The 18,209-nt window shown below is 66.3% G+C and carries 14 protein-coding genes; 6 read left to right on the top strand and 8 right to left on the bottom strand.

The genetic code is table 11. The features are described 5' to 3' along the window. Positions 1 to 79: 79 nt before the first annotated feature. A complete protein-coding gene (locus AM2010_RS12575; RefSeq protein ID WP_047807362.1) occupies positions 80 to 574 on the bottom strand; it encodes a hypothetical protein in 495 nt (164 codons plus the stop codon). Positions 575 to 737: 163 nt separating this feature from the next. Here AM2010_RS12575 and AM2010_RS12570 point away from each other — a divergent pair, with 163 nt between their 5' ends. Next, positions 738 to 2,471, top strand: a complete 1,734-nt coding sequence (locus tag AM2010_RS12570) for a bifunctional metallophosphatase/5'-nucleotidase (protein ID WP_047807361.1) — start codon at positions 738 to 740, stop codon at positions 2,469 to 2,471. A 6-nt stretch (positions 2,472 to 2,477) separates the two neighbouring features. Here the strand turns inward: AM2010_RS12570 and AM2010_RS12565 are convergent, their stop codons facing one another. The 5 genes from AM2010_RS12565 to AM2010_RS12545 form a co-directional block, all read right to left on the bottom strand. After that, positions 2,478 to 3,110 carry a TetR/AcrR family transcriptional regulator gene (locus AM2010_RS12565; RefSeq protein ID WP_053044085.1) on the bottom strand — a complete coding sequence of 211 codons (633 nt, stop codon included), beginning with the start codon at positions 3,108 to 3,110 and terminating at the stop codon, positions 2,478 to 2,480. A gap of 94 nt (positions 3,111 to 3,204) precedes the next feature. Then, positions 3,205 to 3,708: a hypothetical protein gene (locus tag AM2010_RS12560; protein ID WP_047807360.1), complete on the bottom strand. Its 504-nt coding sequence runs from the start codon at positions 3,706 to 3,708 to the stop codon at positions 3,205 to 3,207. A gap of 83 nt (positions 3,709 to 3,791) precedes the next feature. Then, positions 3,792 to 5,399, bottom strand: coding sequence for a carboxyl transferase domain-containing protein (locus AM2010_RS12555; protein WP_047807359.1), 1,608 nt, complete (start codon positions 5,397 to 5,399; stop codon positions 3,792 to 3,794). Continuing rightward, positions 5,396 to 6,349: an NAD-dependent epimerase/dehydratase family protein gene (locus tag AM2010_RS12550; protein ID WP_047807358.1), complete on the bottom strand. Its 954-nt coding sequence runs from the start codon at positions 6,347 to 6,349 to the stop codon at positions 5,396 to 5,398. The genes AM2010_RS12555 and AM2010_RS12550 overlap by 4 nt, the downstream gene beginning before the upstream one ends. Further along, positions 6,346 to 7,512 carry an isovaleryl-CoA dehydrogenase gene (locus AM2010_RS12545; protein WP_047807357.1) on the bottom strand — a complete coding sequence of 389 codons (1,167 nt, stop codon included), beginning with the start codon at positions 7,510 to 7,512 and terminating at the stop codon, positions 6,346 to 6,348. The genes AM2010_RS12550 and AM2010_RS12545 overlap by 4 nt, the downstream gene beginning before the upstream one ends. A gap of 120 nt (positions 7,513 to 7,632) precedes the next feature. On the opposite strand from AM2010_RS12545, the gene AM2010_RS12540 reads away from it, so the two are divergent. The 3 genes from AM2010_RS12540 to AM2010_RS12530 all read left to right on the top strand — a co-directional run bounded on the left by AM2010_RS12540 (position 7,633) and on the right by AM2010_RS12530 (position 11,552). After that, on the top strand, positions 7,633 to 9,150 hold the full coding sequence (locus AM2010_RS12540) for a PAS domain-containing protein (protein ID WP_053044084.1): 1,518 nt from the start codon (positions 7,633 to 7,635) through the stop codon (positions 9,148 to 9,150). A gap of 96 nt (positions 9,151 to 9,246) precedes the next feature. After that, on the top strand, positions 9,247 to 10,014 hold the full coding sequence (locus AM2010_RS12535) for an ATP-binding cassette domain-containing protein (RefSeq protein WP_047807356.1): 768 nt from the start codon (positions 9,247 to 9,249) through the stop codon (positions 10,012 to 10,014). Continuing rightward, positions 10,011 to 11,552: a glycine betaine ABC transporter substrate-binding protein gene (locus AM2010_RS12530; RefSeq protein ID WP_047807355.1), complete on the top strand. Its 1,542-nt coding sequence runs from the start codon at positions 10,011 to 10,013 to the stop codon at positions 11,550 to 11,552. The genes AM2010_RS12535 and AM2010_RS12530 overlap by 4 nt, the downstream gene beginning before the upstream one ends. A gap of 39 nt (positions 11,553 to 11,591) precedes the next feature. Here AM2010_RS12530 and AM2010_RS12525 read toward each other — a convergent pair whose 3' ends face one another. Together AM2010_RS12525 and lgt are read right to left on the bottom strand one after the other, a co-directional pair. Then, positions 11,592 to 12,680, bottom strand: a complete 1,089-nt coding sequence (locus tag AM2010_RS12525; protein WP_047807354.1) for a class I SAM-dependent methyltransferase — start codon at positions 12,678 to 12,680, stop codon at positions 11,592 to 11,594. Beyond that, the gene (lgt, locus tag AM2010_RS12520) at positions 12,677 to 13,543 is read right to left on the bottom strand and encodes a prolipoprotein diacylglyceryl transferase (protein ID WP_420834962.1); all 867 of its coding nucleotides are present in this window, start codon (positions 13,541 to 13,543) and stop codon (positions 12,677 to 12,679) included. Before lgt ends, AM2010_RS12525 begins: the two co-directional genes overlap by 4 nt. A gap of 163 nt (positions 13,544 to 13,706) precedes the next feature. On the opposite strand from lgt, the gene AM2010_RS12515 reads away from it, so the two are divergent. Both AM2010_RS12515 and AM2010_RS12510 read left to right on the top strand, forming a co-directional pair. Next, a complete protein-coding gene (locus AM2010_RS12515) occupies positions 13,707 to 15,404 on the top strand; it encodes a class I adenylate-forming enzyme family protein (protein ID WP_047807352.1) in 1,698 nt (565 codons plus the stop codon). Continuing rightward, a complete protein-coding gene (locus AM2010_RS12510; RefSeq protein ID WP_047807351.1) occupies positions 15,401 to 18,160 on the top strand; it encodes a [protein-PII] uridylyltransferase in 2,760 nt (919 codons plus the stop codon). The genes AM2010_RS12515 and AM2010_RS12510 overlap by 4 nt, the downstream gene beginning before the upstream one ends. Positions 18,161 to 18,209 lie beyond the last annotated feature (49 nt).

Below are 18,209 nucleotides of genomic sequence, written 5' to 3'. Positions count from 1 at the left end.
CCGCCGCCCTCGCCGCACTTCTGGCTGCGGCGGGGTGGCTGGCGTTTGTCGGGATTACCACACCGCCCCGCGATAGGGCTTACTGCGCCAGGCGATAGGCGCGGTCGGGGGTGACATCGTCGAACGGCACGTTTTCGTTCTGCATCCGGTAGAGCGCGCCATCGGCGACCAGCACGATCGGCTGGCGGACGAGCCCTTCGAGCCGCAGACGCTTGCCATCAGGCAGCCATTGCCATTCGCCCGTGGTCGTTCGCCCGTCCTCCACCAGCGTATAAGTTCCGTCCTGCCGGATCGCGAGGCTGTCGGCGCTGCCGTCCGCATTGGGCTGGGTGTAGGTCGCCGCCTGCTGCAGCGCCTTGCGCCCATCGGCCGCGACGCGCGGCAGCGAGGGATCGCGCGGACCATCAGGCTGCTTCTTTGCCTCGCTGGCTACGCCTTCTTCGGCGGGGGCGGCGCCGCCGTTGACGCGAGCGGCAAAGTCATCGGCGCTTTCCCCTTCCGGTCGCTCGCCACATGCGGCGAGCACGAGGGGGGCGGCAAGGACGAAGGCGAATGCAACGGGCGTGATACGCATGACGCAGATCCTGTCGAGTTAACGTTGCCGCGGGCCTAGCTCTCTCGTGTGACAGAATTCCGACAGGACGCGCTTCGACATCCTCCGACGGGCTTGTATCATGCCGCGTCGGGCGGCAGGCCTGTCATCCGCCGGACACAGATCCCCGCCAAGAGGCTCCTTTATGACATCGCGCCTGTTCTTCCTCCCTTTCCTCATCGCCGCGCTGGGCGCCTGTTCGACGGTGCGCGACACCGCGCCTGCGCCGCAGTCGCCCGCCCCGGTTACGATCAAGATCGTGGGCCTGAACGACTTTCACGGCAATCTGGAGCCGCTGGCACGGCCGATTCGCCTGCCCGGCGAAGATGGCTCCAGTCACGAAATTCGTGCGGGCGGCGCGGCTTATCTGGCCAGCGCGGTGGCGCAGCACAGGCAGGGCGGTGACCATTCGCTGGTGATCGCGGCGGGCGATCTCGTCGGGGCGAGCCCGCTGGTCTCTTCATTGTTCCTCGACGAACCGGCAGTCGGTGCGATGAACCGCATGGGGCTGGATTTCAACGCGGTCGGCAACCACGAATTCGACCGCGGATGGCGCGAGCTGAAGCGGCTCCAGCATGGCGGCTGCGAGCGGCACGGCCTGCGCGAACCCTGCGCGGTGGAACCGGATTTTGCCGGCGCCGATTTCGGCTTTCTGGCAGCCAACGTCGTGACCGAAGGCGGCGACACACTCTTTCCCGGCGCAGCGCTCCGCCGCTTCGGCACCGGCCCGCGCGCGGTGACCGTGGGGGTGATCGGGCTGACGCTGAAAGACACCCCCTCGCTGGTGACCCCCAGCGGGGTGGCCGGGCTCACTTTCGGTGACGAGGCCGATGCGATCAACGCGCGCGTGCCCCAGCTCGCAGAAGAAGGTGCCGATGCAATCGTGGTCGCGATCCATCAGGGTCTGGAACCGGAACCCGGCACGCCCTTCACCGGCTGCGGCGCCATTGCCGGGCCGCTGCGCGATATTCTCGAACGGCTGGACCCGCGGGTCGACCTGGTCATTTCCGGCCACACCCACCGATCGTATGTCTGCGACTTCGCAACGCTCGATCCCGCGCGCGATTTCATCGTCACGAGCGCCGGGTATGGCGGTACGCTGCTGACCGACATTACGATGACGATCGACCCGGTACGCAGATCGGTCGCATCGCTGACCGCGCGCAACATCGTGGTGCAGAACGATGGCGACGGGGCCGATCCGGCGTTCGCGGCGTTCCCGGCGGAAACCGAAATGGCTGCCTACGTCGCCCGATATTCGGATGCTGCGCGCGAAGCCTCCACCCGCCCGGTCGGGAAGATTTCCGGTCCGGCGGACGATCCCGGTCCGGCGACCGAGGAAACGGCGCTGGGCAATCTGATCGCCGATGCCCATCTGTTCGCCACACGCGATGCGGGTGCGCAGATCGCGCTGATGAACAATTCGGGCATTCGCGCCCCCATCGCGCCGGCCAGCGATGGCACGGTGACGTTCGGCGACATCTTTGCCGTGCAGCCGTTCGGCAATACGCTGGTGACCCGCACTTATACCGGCGCGCAATTGCTGGCCCTGCTCGAACAGCAGCTCGATACCGATGGCTTCGTCCAGACCTTCTCCGTCTCCGAAGGGTTCGCCTTCGCTTACGACATGGATCGGGCCGAAGGCGACCGGGTCGTATCGGCCACACTGAATGGCGACCCGATCGACCCTGCCGGGGCGTACCGGGTGACGATGAACAGCTTCCTCGCCGCAGGCGGCGACAGCTTCACCGTATTCGAGCAGGGCACGCACGGCGTCACCGGCCCGGTGGATCTCGACGCGATCGAGGCATATCTGCGGGCGATGGAGATGCGGCCGCTTCCCGCGACCGGGCGGGTCCGCGACATTACCGGGCAATAGGCGGGATCAGGCGATCCGCAATCCGGCGACCGGCGCGGCGCCGCGCGCATCGCCCGAAAGGCCATCGAACAGCGTGTCGATGATCGTCGCCAGCTTGCCTTCGCTCAACTTTTCCTGGTCCACCATCAGCAGCATCTGGGGCAGGATATAGCAGGCGACTATCTGATTGATCAGCGACAGGGCCTGATTGATCCCAAGCCCGGAAAAGTGGCCTTCTTCCTGCGCCTGCGCGATCAGTTCGGACAGATAGTGATCGGCCAGGTCGACATAGCCGCGCACGTTTTCGAACTTGTCGGTGCCAATCTCGCAATAGACGGCGAAGGCCGCCGGGTCCTTGCGGAACCGCTCCCGCTCCCGCACGAACCGGCGAGCAAAGAATTCGTAGAACTTGCGCCTGATCGGCAGGTCGCAGTCAATCACTTCTTCCATGATCGCGATGGCAGGCGCATACCACTGTTCGAGGATGGCATCGAACAGGTCGTCGTCAGTGGCGAAGATCGCGTCGATCCGCGCACGCGGCATGCGCGCTTCCTTCGCCAGCAGGGCGCGTGTCGTGTTTTCCCCCGTGCGCGCAATCGCCTGCATCGCCAGATGCACAAGCCGGGCGCGTTCGCTGTTCGCGGTGCTGGGCGAAGTCATGTCTATCGGTCCGTCCCCTAGATCCGGCGTAATCTAGCGACGGGCCGGGCCGTGTTAAAGACCCGGCGAGCGCGAATTGGGCGCGGGCGGCGGCTTATTCGCCGGAAGTATCCGCCGATCCCGCTTCTGCCGCAGCGGGCGTGCTGCGCCGCCAGGTCGTTTCCTCGCTGCGCTCCCCGGCGGTCGGGGCATCGGCGGCTGGCAGGCGGTAGAGGACGTTTTCGGCCACCGCATAGGCTTGCGTTTCGCCGTCACGCTCTATCAGAATGCGGCTGTTGTCCTCGCCCCAGGTAAACGATCCGCGCGTTTCGGTGCCGTCGGGCGCGCGCCAGACGTATGTGTCACCTTCTTCCAGCACGATCGTGCTGACCTGATCGTCGCTGGTGCGCAATTCGTATGTCCCGGCATAGTCGACCGAGGTTCGGGCATTCACCGGCACCTCGGGATATTCCACCTCGACTTCGGGCAGCGTTACGTCGGTTGGGGTTTCCAGCTCGGGCGTTTCGACCACGCGTTCATCGACGTCGGTCGTCTCGCCGCAGGCGGCCAGTGCCAGAGCCAGCGGGGCGGCAATGGCGATACGGGCGGAATGGATCATCGGGCTTCTCCTTGTCCGGTGTTCTCTTGTCCAATGCGCCAACGGGCCGGCGGGTTTCAGAAAATCGCCACCCGTTGGCAGGGTCACATGCGGAAGACGCCGAAAGCCGGGCGGTCGGGAATGGGCGCCTCCAGCGCGGCGGCAAGCGCCAGCCCCAGCACGTCGCGCGTCTGCACAGGGTCGATCACGCCATCGTCCCACAGCCGCGCGGTGGCGTAGTACGGGTTGCCTTCATCTTCATACTTCTGGCGGATCGGGGCCTTGAATTCCTCTGCCTGTTCCGCCGTCCAGCTATCGGCATCGCGGTGGACCGTCACCAGCACGCTGGCCGCCTGTTCGCCGCCCATCACAGAAATGCGGGCGTTGGGCCAGGTGAACAGGAACCGCGGCTGATAGGCGCGGCCGCACATGCCGTAATTGCCCGCGCCGAAACTGCCGCCGATCACCACGGTAACCTTCGGCACGGTCGCGGTCGCCACCGCCGTCACCAGTTTGGCCCCGTGCTTGGCGATTCCTTCCGCTTCGTACTTGCCGCCGACCATGAAGCCGGAAATGTTCTGCAGGAACAGCAGCGGAATGCGCCGCTGACAGGCCAGTTCGATGAAATGCGCGCCCTTTTGCGCGCTTTCGGAAAACAGCACGCCGTTGTTGGCCAGGATCGCCACCGGCATGCCCCAGATATGCGCGAAGCCGCACACCAGTGTGGAACCATAGTGCGCCTTGAATTCATGGAATTCGCTGCCGTCGACCAGCCGGGCGATCACTTCATGCACGTCGTAGGGCGCGCGCACATCCTCCGGCACGATCGCGTAGAGATCTTCGGCATCGAACAGCGGGTCGCGGGGATCGCGCCGGTCGATGTTTTTCGCAGCCGCCGGATTTTCGCCCAGGTGGCTGACGATGTCGCGCACGATGGTCAGCGCGTGTTCGTCGTTTTCCGCCAGATGATCGACCACGCCGCTCTTCTTCGCGTGCAGATCGCCGCCGCCCAGGTCTTCGGCGCTGATTTCCTCCCCCGTCGCGGCCTTCACCAGCGGCGGACCGGCAAGGAAGATCGTGCCCTGGTTGCGAACGATCACCGTCTCGTCGCTCATCGCCGGGACATAGGCACCGCCCGCGGTGCAACTGCCCATGACGCAGGCGATCTGAGGAATGCCCAGCGCGGACATGTTCGCCTGGTTGAAGAAGATGCGCCCGAAATGCTCGCGGTCGGGGAAGACATCGGCCTGATAGGGCAGGTTCGCCCCGCCGCTGTCGACCAGATAGATGCACGGCAGGCGGTTTTCCTGCGCGATTTCCTGCGCGCGCAAGTGCTTCTTGACCGTCATCGGGTAATAGGACCCGCCCTTCACGGTCGGATCGTTGGCGACGATCATCACCTGCCTGCCGGAAACCCGCCCGATCCCGCAGATCATCGAAGCGCCGTTGACGTCGCCTTCGTACATGCCGTTGGCGGCGAGCTGGCCGATCTCCAGAAAGGCGCTGCCCGGATCGAGCAGCCGCTCCACCCGGTCGCGCGGAAGCAGTTTGCCGCGCGAAACGTGGCGTTCGCGGTGACGCTCCGACCCGCCGAGCGAGGCCTGCGCGACATGGGCACGCAGTTCCTGCGCCAGAGCGCGGTTGTGATCGAACCGCGCCCGTGCCTCGGGATTTTCGCGGTCGAGCTTCGAGGTGAGGACGGGGGCGGTCATGCAAGTTCCTTGGGCGGCACATAGGCCGGGTCATGTTCGAACGGCAGGGGGCGGCCATCGCGCAGCGAAGCCACGACCTGCCCGAAATCGGTCGCGCACCGAAAGCCGAGAATGCGTTCGGCCTTGGCGGGATCGTACACTCGCCCGATCCGCTCCGGCAGCTTCCACCCGCGCGCGGCGTAGAGATCGCTCACGCCCGGAAAACACCGCTCCACTACCGCCGGCGCATCGCGCATCAGATCGGCCGCATCGTCGCGCGTGAACGGGGGCGGGGCGGAAATCACGAATGTCTGGCATCCGTGTCCGCCAATACGTTCCAGCGCGGCGACATGGGCCCCGGCGGCATCGGCAGCGCTCAGCCGCCGGTGCAGGAATTCGTTGGCCTTCATGTTCTCGCCGGAAAGCTCGCGGTGGGTATCGTCTTCCTCGGGAAAGAACCGCCCGGTCCGCAAGATCGCCACGTCGAGCCCGTGCTCCCGCGCATGGAGCGCGCACAGGTTCTCCGCCGCCGCCTTGGTCGCGCCATAGATGTTGCGCGGCGGCCCGTCATGGAACGCCTCGTCCATCCAGAAGGCGGCCCCGGCCGAACCTTCGCGCACGCGCGGCGAGACCATCATCGACGTGGTCGAGGTGAACACGAAACGATCGTGCCCTGCCTCCACCGCCGCCTGCAGTAGGTTCAGCGTGCCGGTAACGTTCACATCGACGAAGGCCTGCTTGGGATAGCGGGCGATATCCGGCTTGTGCAGCGCGCCGCCGTGAACGATCGCCTCGATCCCGTGGTCGTTCACCGCGCCGCGCACGAGGGCAGGATCGGCCACCGTGCCGACCACCTGCGTTTCATCCCCGGGGGCGACGTCCAGCCCCACGACCTCGTGACCGGCCGCGCGCAGCCGCGGGGCGAGAAACCGCCCCAGCCATCCAGACGCGCCGGTCAGAAGGACTTTCACCCCGCCGCTCCGATCAGCTCCCGCCCGATCAGCATGCGGCGGATCTCGTTGGTGCCCGCCCCGATGTCGAGCAGCTTGGCATCGCGCAGGTAGCGTTCGACCGGCCAGTCCTTGGTATAGCCGGCCCCGCCCAGCGCCTGAACCGCCTCCGCCGCGACGCGGAAGGCGTTCTCGCTCGACAGCAGAATCGCGCCCGCGGCATCGAAGCGGGTCGTCTGGCCCGCATCGCAGGCCTTCGCCACGGCATATGTATAGGCGCGGGCCGATTGCAGCGCGACATACATGTCCGCCACTTTCGCCTGCATGAGCTGGAACGCGCCGATCGGCTTGCCGAACTGCTTGCGTTCGCGAACGTAGGGGATGACCGTATCGAGGCAGGCCTGCATGATGCCGAGCTGCAACCCGGCGAGCACCACACGTTCATAATCCAGCCCGCTCATCAGCACGCCGACCCCGCCGTGCAGCGGGCCCATGACGTTTTCTTCAGGCACTTCGCAGTCGTCGAAAACCAGTTCCGCCGTGGGGCTGCCGCGCATTCCCATCTTGTCGATCTTCTGCCCGATGGAAAAGCCGGGCATGTCCTTTTCGATCAGGAACGCGGTGATCCCGCGGCTGCCCTGTTCGGGCGCCGTCTTGGCATAGACCACCAGCGTATCGGCATCGGTCGCGTTGGTAATCCAGAACTTCGTGCCGTTGAGCACATAGCCGCCCTGCACTGCGTCAGCCTTGAGCTTCATCGACACGACATCGGACCCGGCCTGCGCCTCGCTCATCGCCAGCGACCCGACATGTTCGCCGGAAATCAGCCTGGGCAGATACTTCGCCTTCTGCTCCTCGTTGCCCCAGCGGCGGATCTGGTTGATGCACAGGTTCGAATGCGCGCCATACGACAGCCCGACCGAGGCGGAGGCCCGGCTGACTTCCTCCACCGCGATGACGTGCTCGATATATCCCAGGCCCAGCCCGCCGTCGGCTTCCTCCACCGTGATGCCGTGCAGGCCGAGCGCGCCCATTGCGGGCCAGAGATCGCGCGGAAACCAGTCTTCGCGGTCGGCCCTTTCGGCCAGGGGTGCGATCTGTTCGTCGGCAAAGCGGGCGGCGCTTTCGCGGATCATCGCGGCGGTTTCGCCCAGCTGAAAATCGAAATCGGGGGTGGCGCGCATGGGATCTCCTGTTGGCAAACGGCGCATAGCCGAGCGTGATCGCGGCGGCAAACGAACAGCAGGCGCGGCCCGAAAGCCTTTGGAACCCGGACCAAATTCGGTACTACGGCCTCGGACGGAATGAAACTGCGCGAATCGACACTCTGGCCCAACGATGCGGCACCGGCGGCTGCGTTCTGCGGCGACAGCGAACGTGCGAAAGTCGTCGCGGCACATGGTTTCGATTCGCTGGTCGACGATTCCGAACTGACCGAAATCGTCCGCTTCGCTGCCAGCCTGTGCGATACGCCGGTCGCGCTGATCACTCTGGTCGAATCGGAACGGCAGAAATTTCTCGCGCACACCGGTGTCGATATCGACAGCACGCCGCGATCCACCAGTTTTTGCGCTTATGCGATGATGAAGGGCGACATACTGGTCGTTCCCGATGCGACGCAGGATCCGCGCTTCGCCAATTTCGAACTGGTCACCGGCGATTTCGGGCTGCGCTTCTACGCCGGGGTTCCGATCACTTCCAGCGAAGGCGCGCCGATCGGGGCCCTGTGCGTCATCGACACCGCGCCGCGCCCCGAAGGGCTGACCGATCTGCAGCGCCAGGGGCTGTCGGTGCTGGGCCGATCGGTCAAACGCCGGTTCCAGGCCCGCCGGGAAGTGCGGCAGCATCGGGCGCAGTTTTCGCGCCAGAGCGCCCGGTTCCGCACTTTGGGCGACTGGCTGCCCGATATCATCTGGTCCGCCGACGGCACTGGTCGGCTGGACTATTTCAATGCCCGGTGGGAACAGGTGACCGGCGGTGCACCGCCGCCCGATATCGAACAGTGGCGCACGTTCGTCCATCCCGACGATCAGGAACGAGTGTTCGCCGCCTGGACCAGATCTCTCGCGCGCAGGGAAAGCTACGAAACCGAATACCGCCTGCGTCAGGCCGACGGCAGCTGGCGGTGGACCATCGCCCGCGCGATTCCCGTGGCCGACGACGATGGCGGCATCGCGCGCTGGTACGGTACGTTGACCGATATCGACGAACGGCGGCGACAGGCCGATTCCAGCGGCACGCTGGCGCACGAACTGGCCCACCGGATCAAGAACGTCTTCGCGCTGATTTCGGGGCTGGTTTCGCTGCGCACCCGGGGGCACGACGAATTGCGCGCGTTCGGCGAAGATCTGGTCGGCACGATCGCATCGCTCGGCAAGGCGCAGGATTTCGTCCTGCCCACGGGCGACAGCAGCCGCGGCGACTTGCGCGGGCTGATCGCCGCGGTGCTGGAACCTTTCGCCGGCGATATGGCGAGCGAGCGCATCGCGATTGAAGGCGATACCGCACCGGTCGGATCGCGCGCGGCCACCTCGCTCGCGCTCGTCCTGCACGAGATGGCGACCAATTCCATCAAGTACGGCGCGCTGGCGGCCGACGATGGCCGGCTGGCGATCGAACTGCGGATCGAAGAGCCCGAGATCGTCGTTTCCTGGGTCGAGACCGGGGGCCGCAAGCCCACGCCGGGCGGCGGGGGATCGGGCTTCGGCACCCGGCTGATCGACATGACGATGGGCCAGTTGAGCGGCACGGTGGAACGCGACTGGCGCGAACAGGGATTGGCAGCGCAGTTGCGCCTGCCCGTGAAAAGGCTGGCGGACTAGTTTCGTCATTTGCAGGGCCGATGCGCCACTGGCCCGCTTTCGATGAAGGCAACTCCGCCCTTTTGTTTCCACGCGCTTCCCGCCTAAGGTTGGCCGATGGATGCGGTGTCCCCGATCGAGCTTGCCTTCAACGGAATCGCCAAGCGCTATGGCACGACCCAGGCCATCGACGGCGTCGATCTGGAGATCGCGCGCGGCAGCTTCGTCGCGCTGGTCGGCGCATCGGGATCGGGCAAGTCGACCCTGCTCAAGACCGTCAACCGGCTGGTCGTGCCCGATGAAGGCGCGATTCTCTTCGCCGGGGAAGACGTAGGGGGCCTGGCCGCCCCGGCCCTGCGGCGTCGGATCGGCTACGTTTTCCAGTCGGTCGGCCTGTTCCCCCACATGACCGTGGCGGAAAATATCGCGATCGGGCCGCGCCTCGCCCATCAACCGATCGGCGCTGCGCGCGTGGCGGAGCTGCTGGCGCTGGTCGAGCTCGAACCCGATCACGCCCGGCGCATGCCGGACGCGCTTTCGGGCGGGCAACGGCAGCGGGTCGGCGTGGCCCGCGCGCTGGCCGCCGAACCGCAACTGCTGCTGATGGACGAACCGTTCGGCGCGCTCGATCCGGTCACGCGCAATGCCCTGGGCCGCAAGGTGCGCGAGTTGCACGATCGGCTGGGGCTGACCACCCTGATGGTCACGCATGACATGGCGGAGGCATTGCTGCTGGCCGAACGGGTGCTGGTCATGGCGGGCGGCAGGATCGTCGCCGACGAAGCGCCGCACGCGCTGCTGGGCGGCGCCGGGGGCGAGGAAGCGCAGGCGCTGGTCGCTGTTCCGCGCGATCAGGCCGATGCGATCGCCGAGCTGGAACGATGAACGAAATCCTGACGATCCTGCTCGGCCTGGGCGACAAGCTTGCCGCGCACGTCCTGCTCGCCGCCGCGGCAATCGCGCTGGGCGTTGCCGTCGCGTTGCCGCTGGCCATCTGGGCCAGCCGTTCACCCGCCGTGGCGCGCCTCGCCCTGGGCTTCGCCAGCCTGGTGCAGACGATACCGGCGCTGGCCCTGCTGGCACTGTTCTTCCCGATCCTGCTGTCGCTGCGTGCCGTGTTCGGCGAAGGATTGCCCACGCTCGGCTTCCTGCCTGCCCTGCTCGCGCTGGCGCTCTATGCCCTGCTGCCGGTTCTCAGGAACACGGTGACCGCGCGCGAACATATGGCGCCTGGCGTGCTGGAGGCGGCGGATGGGGTCGGCATGACCGGATGGCAGAAACTGCGCCTGGTCGAAGCCCCGCTGGCCGCGCCCTACGTCATGGCCGGCATTCGCACCGCGTCGGTCTGGACCATCGGCGCGGCAACGCTCGCCACGACGATCGGCCAGCCGAGCCTGGGCGATCCGATCTTCGCCGGCCTGCAGACGCAGAACTGGGCGCTGGTGCTGGCGGGCTGCATCGCCAGCGCCGCCCTGGCGATGGTCGCCGACGCGCTGCTGGGCATGATCGAGCGCGGCTTCGCCACCCGGCGGCGGCCGTTCGTCTGGACCGGGGCCGCCCTGGCACTGGCCGGGATCGCCGCAGCGGCTTTCGTCCAGTTCGACCCGCGCGAGCGCAGCGACAGGGTGGTGATCGGGGCCAAGAGCTTTTCGGAACAATATGTCCTCGCTCGCCTGATCGGCCAGCGGCTGGAAGAGGCCAGCTATCGCGTCGAATATCGCGATGGCCTTGGCTCGGCCGTGGTCCACGACGCCCTCACCTCGGGCGCGATCGACATTTCGGTCGATTACACAGGCACGCTGTGGACCAATGAAATGGAACGCAGCGGCAATCCGGGGCGCGAGGCGATCTATCGCGCGATCGTGGAATGGGAACGGGAAACCAGCGGCACGCTCGTGCTCGGCCGGCTGGGGTTCGAAAACGCCTATGCCCTGGCAATGCGGGCCGACCGCGCCAGCGCGCTGGGGGTGCGCTCGCTGGCCGATCTCGCGCGGGTGGCGCCGCGCCTGACGATCGGCGCGGATCCCGAATTCTTCCGCCGTCCCGAATGGTTCGCGGTGCGCGATAGCTACGGCCTGCGCTTCGGGCGGCAGCGCACGTTCCAGCCGACCTTCATGTACAACGCCCTGCAATCGGGGGAGGCGGATGTGATCAGCGCCTATACCTCCGACGGACGGATCGCGGCCGACCGGCTGATCGTTCTCGACGATCCGCAAGGGGCCTTCCCGGCTTACGACGCGCTGGTGCTGATCGCGCCGGAGCGTGCCGGCGATGCCCGGCTCGTCGCCGCGTTGCAGCCGTTGATCGGCGCGATCGACGTGGCAACGATGCGCGAGGCGAACCTGTCGGTCGATCGCACCGATGGGGGCAAGAAATCGCCCGCGCAGGCGGCCCGCGAACTGGGTGAGACGCTGGGCCTCTAGCGTCGCTCCCGGCATGGCCGTGGCAGCGCCGGCCGCGCTTTACTCGCTGTCGAAGCCGACCCCGTCCGGCCAGCCGGGCGCGGCGACACCCATGACCTTGAACAGCCGCCCCATCTGCGCATCGTCGACCAGGCGGTGCCGGGCAGCCTCGATATCGTCGGCGTAATGCGGCGCGCGCGCGACCAGCGCCTGGGCCCGCGCGTCGATCCCCAGCGCGCGCAGCCAATCGCCCTGGGTGACCGTGCCCAGATGCCGCGCCCCGCGCGCTTCGACGATCCGCGCCAGCGTGGCAAAATCGACATGCGCGGTCAGATCCGCCTCCCCCGGGGCAGCGAAGGGATCGACTTTCGCATGGGCGCGCACCGCCTGCAGGGTCGATCCGGTTCGCATTTCGCCGTGACCGTAATCGATCACCAGCGCTGCACCGCCCTGGTCGGCCAGCCGGCCGGCAATCTCGTAAGCGATCGCGGCGGAGGCAGGGCTGGTTTCGATCAGCGTCCCCGGCGGTGCGTCGCGCCAGTCGGCCGGAACGGCTTCCTCCATCGGCTGGCGTCCGGCGACGAAGACGAAATCTTCCCCGTCCAGCCCGACCATGCGTTCGCGCCAGCCATCGCCGGTGCGGACGAGCTGGCGCACCGGCAGGGCATCGAGAAATTCATTGGCCACCAGCAGCAGCGGCGCATCCTGCGGAACGCCCGCGAGATCGGCGTGCCAGCAGGCATCGGGCACCGCCTGTTCCTGCACTTCGCGCAGCGCGGTCGACCCTTCGACGAAGTGGACCTCGGGTTCGAGGCCGTAGCGTTTTGCCGCGCGCAGCGCGTCCTTCGCCAGGGTGCCGCGCCCCGGCCCCAGTTCCGCATAAAGGACGGGTTCTTCCCGCCCGGATCTGATCCACATGTCGGCCAGCCACAGGCCGATCAGTTCGCCGAACATCTGGCTGACCTCGGGCGCGGTGACGAAATCGCCCGCCGTGCCCAGCGGATCGCGCCCGGCGTAGTAACGCGCGTTGCTTTCCCCCATGAACTGGGCGAGCGAAATCGGCCCTGCGGTACGGATCAGCCGGCGGAATATCGCGCCCAGATCGCCGGGAAGGTTACCGGGAAGATCAGCGTCGGCGCGCTCGCTCATGCAGCTCCGGGCGCGGCTCTGCCGCTTGCGAGCGCGGGGCGCGCGAGGGCCCGGACGGTAACGGCAACGCCCAGCACGATCAGCGGGATCGTCAGCCACTGCCCCATCGAAAGCCCGGTATCAGCGGCAAATTCCGCCAGCTGGGCATCGGGCTCACGGAAGAATTCGACCGTGAAGCGCCCCAGCGCGATCCCCGCGGTGAAAACGCCGACCAGCAGCCCGGGGCGATAGCGCGCGCGGGTTCTCCAGAACAGGAACAGCAGGACGATCACCAGCAGCGCGCCTTCCAGCGCGGCCTCGTACAGCTGCGAAGGATGGCGGGCGAGCGGCCCTGCATGGGGAAAGACCATCGCCCACGGCACGTCGCTGGGACGGCCCCACAGCTCGCCGTTGACGAAGTTGGCGAGGCGTCCGAACATCATGCCGAAGGGGACGTTGACCGCGATGTAATCGGCCACCCGCATGAACGGCAGCCCGCCGCGCCAGGATACGAAGCCGATCGCGACCAGCACCCCGGCCAGCCCGCCGTGGAAGCTCATCCCCCCGGTCCAGAGCTGGAACAGCTTGAGGCTGGTCCACAGCGAAGGCTCGTAGAACGTGGCATAGCCCAGCCGCCCGCCGATGATGATGCCCAGCGTGCAATAGAAGAACAGATCGTCCGCATGGCGCTGCGCCATCGGCGCACCGGGTGCCTTGATCATTCGCGACAGGTGCCAGTACCCCAGTATGATCCCGGCGAGATAGGCGAGCGAGTACCAGCGCAGGGTGAAGAACCCCAGGTCGATACCCGGCGTCAGCCCCAGCTCAGCCCACTGAATCGGTCCCGCGGTATCCGCTGCAGCGGCGGCAAGTAGTGACAGCAACAGGCGAACCCCTTATCAAATCAGGTCGAAGACCTTGCCCGGCACGCGGGAATTTCGCGCGGCTTTTGGCATAGAGAGCGACGGGGCGAAACCCTGCGTTCGAGCGTCGGGTACGATTTGATCGCACCGTGACGTAGGGGAATGGAGAGAGGAGAGCGAACGAATGCCGACTGAACTGGACAACGATCTTGAACGGATCATCGCGGCCCTGACCGGTCCGGGGATGCCGTTCGAGACCGAATCAGTGGAACGTCGGGGGCAGTCCCTGCCGGCATTCAAGGGTGCGCCGCCCAGCCTGGCGCACTATTTCGCGCATTTTTGCAACGAGCATAAGGATCTCGTCTTCCTGGTCGACGGCGATGTGCGCCTGACCTTCGGCGAATGCTGGGTCGCGGCAAGCCACGTCGCTGCCGGGCTGGTGCAGAAGCAGGGGATGGCCAAGGGCGACCGGGTCGGCATTGCCGCGCGCAATTCGGCCAACTGGATCATCGCCTATATGGGCGTGATCATGGGCGGCGGCTGCGCCACACTGCTCAACGGGTTCTGGACCGGCGAGGAGCTGGCGCACGGCATTCGCCTGTCCGAATGTTCGATCGTCCTTGCCGACAGCCAGCGGACGGAGCGGCTGGAAGGCACCGACCACGGCGCCCGGATCGTGGAGATCGCGCACGACCTGCCACCGTCCGACGGGCTCGCTCCGATCTGGGGCGAAGGCGACACCGCCATGCGGATGCTGGGCGAACTGGGGCCGGACGATCTTGCGACGATCCTGTTCACCTCCGGCTCGACCGGCGATGCCAAGGGCGCCTGGTCCGATCATCGCGGCGTAGTCCAGGGCACGATGAGCTACGTTTCGCAAAGCGCGATGGCCGCGCAGCTTCTGACTCAGCGCGGCGATCCACCCGAAGGGCAGGCCTGTGCGCTGATTGCGGTGCCGCTGTTCCACGTTACCGGCGAAGTGCCGCTCTATCTGCAAAGCTACGCCATCGCGCGCAAGCTCGTGCTCATGCCCAAGTGGGACGCGCGCGAGGCGATGCAGCTGATGGAGGCGGAGAAAGTCTCCTACTTCGTCGGCGTGCCGCTGATGAGCTACGAAATCGCGACCCACCCGGAACGCGATTCGTTCGATCTCAGCGCCTGCAAGAGCTTCGCCGCCGGGGGCGCGCCGCGCCCGGTCGACCACGTGACCAAGATCAAGAAGGCCTTCCCCGGCGGCTTCCCGCTGCTGGGCTATGGCCTGACCGAAACCAACGGCGTGGGCTGCGGCAACTTCAACGAAAACTATATGGCCAAGCCGGGATCGACCGGCCGCGCAAGCAAGCCGCTGGTCGACCTCGCCATCCTCGACGATGACGGAAACACCCTGCCGCAGGGCGCAGTGGGCGAAGTCTGCATCCGTTCGGTCGCCAATTTCTGCGGGTACTGGAAGAACGACGAGGCCACCGACGCCGCGTTTTTCGACAACGGCTATTTTCGCACCGGCGACCTGGGATATCTGGACGAGGACGAGTATCTGTTCATCGTCGACCGCAAGAAGGATATCATCATCCGGGGCGGCGAGAATATCTCGTGCATCGACGTGGAACAGGCCATCTATGCGCACGATGCGGTTGCCGAATGCTCGGTCTTTGGCCTGCCCGACGATCGCTTCGGCGAAATCCCGGCGGCTGTCTATTATTGCAAGGAAGGCCATTCGCTGTCGCCAGACGAGTTGCTCGAATTTCTCGCCGGGCGGCTGGCGCCGTTCAAAATTCCGCAGAGCATTCGCCAGTCCGATGAACCCCTGCCTCGCCTGGGCACGCAGAAGATCGACAAGCGCGCGGTTCGCGACCGTTTCGGCGAGGAGCTGATCGGGGCTTGAACCAGGTCCGCATCCCCAGGCAGCGCGCCATTATCGACCGCCGGGCCCTGGCCGAAACGCTGGACGGAATTGCGGCGAAGGGCGGTGCCGATGCGCGCGGCGCGGTGGTGGAAACACTGCGCGACGCGCTCGACGCCGGACGCGACGAATTGCGTCGGCGGCTGGCGGACAAGCCCCACGCCGGGCACGAATGCGTCGCCGGCCACGCGTTTCTGGTCGATCAGCTGGTCCGCCTGATCCACGATCATGTGGTCGCCTGCGATTATCCGGCCGCCAATCGTTCGCAGGGCGAACGGCTCGCGATCCTGGCCGTCGGTGGTTACGGCCGAGCGGAAATGGCGCCCCAGTCCGACGTCGACATCGCGTTTCTGACCCCGACCCGCCGCGCCCCATGGTGCGAACAGGTGATAGAGGCGATGCTCTATTACTTGTGGGATCTGGGCCTCAAGGTCGGCCATTCCAGCCGCACACCCGACGATATGGTCCGCATGGCGAAGGGCGACGTGACCATTCGCACCGCCCTGCTCGAAGGGCGTTATGTCTGGGGTGACGAGGCGCTGTACGAGGAAGCGCGCCGCCGCTTCTGGGCCGATGTGGTCACCGGAACCGAGCGCCAGTTCGTCGCCGAAAAGCTGGCCGAACGCAACGCGCGGCACAAGCGGATGGGCGATAGCCGCTATGTCGTCGAACCCAATGTGAAAGATGGCAAGGGCGGGCTGCGCGACCTGCAGACGCTCTACTGGATCGGCAAATACATCCACAAGGTCCGCAGCGCCGCCGAACTGGTCGATATCGACCTTCTGACGGAACAGGAATACCGCAGCTTCCGCCGGGCCGAAGGGTTCATGCTGGCGGTCCGCTGCCACCTGCACCAGATCACCGGGCGAGCGGAAGACCGGCTGACCTTCGACCTGCAGCGCCAGGTCGCCGAACGGATGAATTTCACCGACCGTCCGGGCAAGAGCGAAGTCGAACGCTTCATGCAGTTCTATTTCCTCCAGGCGAAGCGGGTCGGCAGCCTGACCGGGGTGTTCCTGGCCCATATCGACGAACAGTTCGCGCAGAAGCGCGCGCGCCAGGGGCTGCTCGCCGGTTTCCGCGCCCGCGCGCGCAGCGTGAAGGGTTACCGCGTCTTCGGCGGCCGGATCGGCGCACCGGCGGACGACTGGTTCCGCAAGGACCCGGTGCGCCTGATCGAGATTTTCCGCGTGGCGGAGGCGGAAGGGCTGGAGATCGAGCCGGCGACGATGCGCCAGGCCGACCGCGATTCGCGCCTCATCACCGCGAAAGTGCGCAACGATCCGCGCGCCAATGCCCTGTTCCTTGATCTGCTGGCCGGGCGCAACGATCCCGAAACCGTCCTACGCTGGATGAACGAGGCGGGCGTCTTCGGCCGCTTCGTGCCCGATTTCGGCAAAGTCAACGCGCAGATGCAGTTCGACATGTACCACCACTATACGGTGGACGAGCATACCATTCGCGCGATCGGCCTGCTCAACCGGATCGAGAAGGGCGAACTGGCGGAAGATCACCCGCGTTCGACCCGCCTGATCCACAAGATCACCTCGCGCCGGGCGGCCTATGTCGCGGTGCTGCTGCACGACATTGCCAAGGGGCGCGGCGGCGACCATTCGGTGCTGGGCGCCGAAGTTGCGGAAGAGCTGTGCCCCCGCTTCGGGCTGGGCGAGAACGAAACCGATCTGGTCGCCTGGCTGGTGCGCTATCACCTGCTGATGAGCGCGACCGCATTCAAGCGCGACCTGACCGACCCCAAGACGGTGGAGGATTTCGTGGGCGAGGTGCAGAGCGTCGAACGCCTGCGCCATCTGCTGATCCTGACCGCGGTGGACATCCGCGCGGTCGGCCCCGGCACCTGGAACAGCTGGAAGCGGCAGCTTCTGGGCGAACTGTACGATGTCGCGCACGAGCGGCTGCGGCTGGGCCACATGCACCGGGGGCGCAGGGAACGGGTCGCAGCCAGGAAAGACGCAACGCGGGAAATGCTGGGCGACGATGCTGCGCTGGTCGAACGCCACGCGGACGAATTCGGCGATGCCTACTGGATCGCGGAACCCGAAGACATTGCCGCGCTCAACCTGCGGCAGTTCGCTGCGGCGCGGCGGCTGGATCACGACCTGTCGATCCATTGCGAAGTCTATCCTTCGCGCGGGGCAACGCTGGTCAGCGTCATTGCCGCCGATCATCCGGGGCTGTTCTACCGCATCGCGGGGGGCATTCACCTGGCGGGGGCGAATATCATCGACGCGCGCATTCATACGACCCGTTCCGGCTGGGCGGTCGATAATTTCCTGGTGCAGGATCCGCTGGGGCAACCGTTCCACGAACGGGATCAGCTTGAACGGATCGAAACGGCGATCGACGACGCGCTGGCGAACCGGATCGAGCTGGTCCCGCGCCTCGCCAAACGGCCCCTGCCGCGCAGCAGGGCCCGCGCGTTCGATGTGCGCCCGCGGGTCATCGTCGACAATGAGGCATCGAACCGCTTCACCGTGATCGAAGTCAACGCCCGCGACCGCCCTGCCCTGCTCAACCGGCTGGCGCGGGCGCTGTTCGAATGCCAGCTGATTGTGCATTCCGCGCATGTCACCGCTTACGGCGAACGCGCGGCCGATACGTTTTACGTCACCGACCTTCTGGGAGAGAAAATCATCGCCGGTCCGCGCGTCGCGGGAATCGAAACCGCCCTGCTCGAAGCGGCCAGCGATCAGCGCCAGGCCGAACTCGAAGACGCCTGAATGCAACACTAATCGACAAAAATACGACGCTGGTGGAAACAATGTTTCC

It is taken from the genome of Pelagerythrobacter marensis, from assembly GCF_001028625.1.
In the GTDB taxonomy this organism is placed as follows: Bacteria; Pseudomonadota; Alphaproteobacteria; order Sphingomonadales; family Sphingomonadaceae; genus Pelagerythrobacter; species Pelagerythrobacter marensis.
The sequence above is the reverse complement of the archived record's forward strand: the minus strand, read 5'-3'. Positions and strand labels throughout refer to the sequence as shown.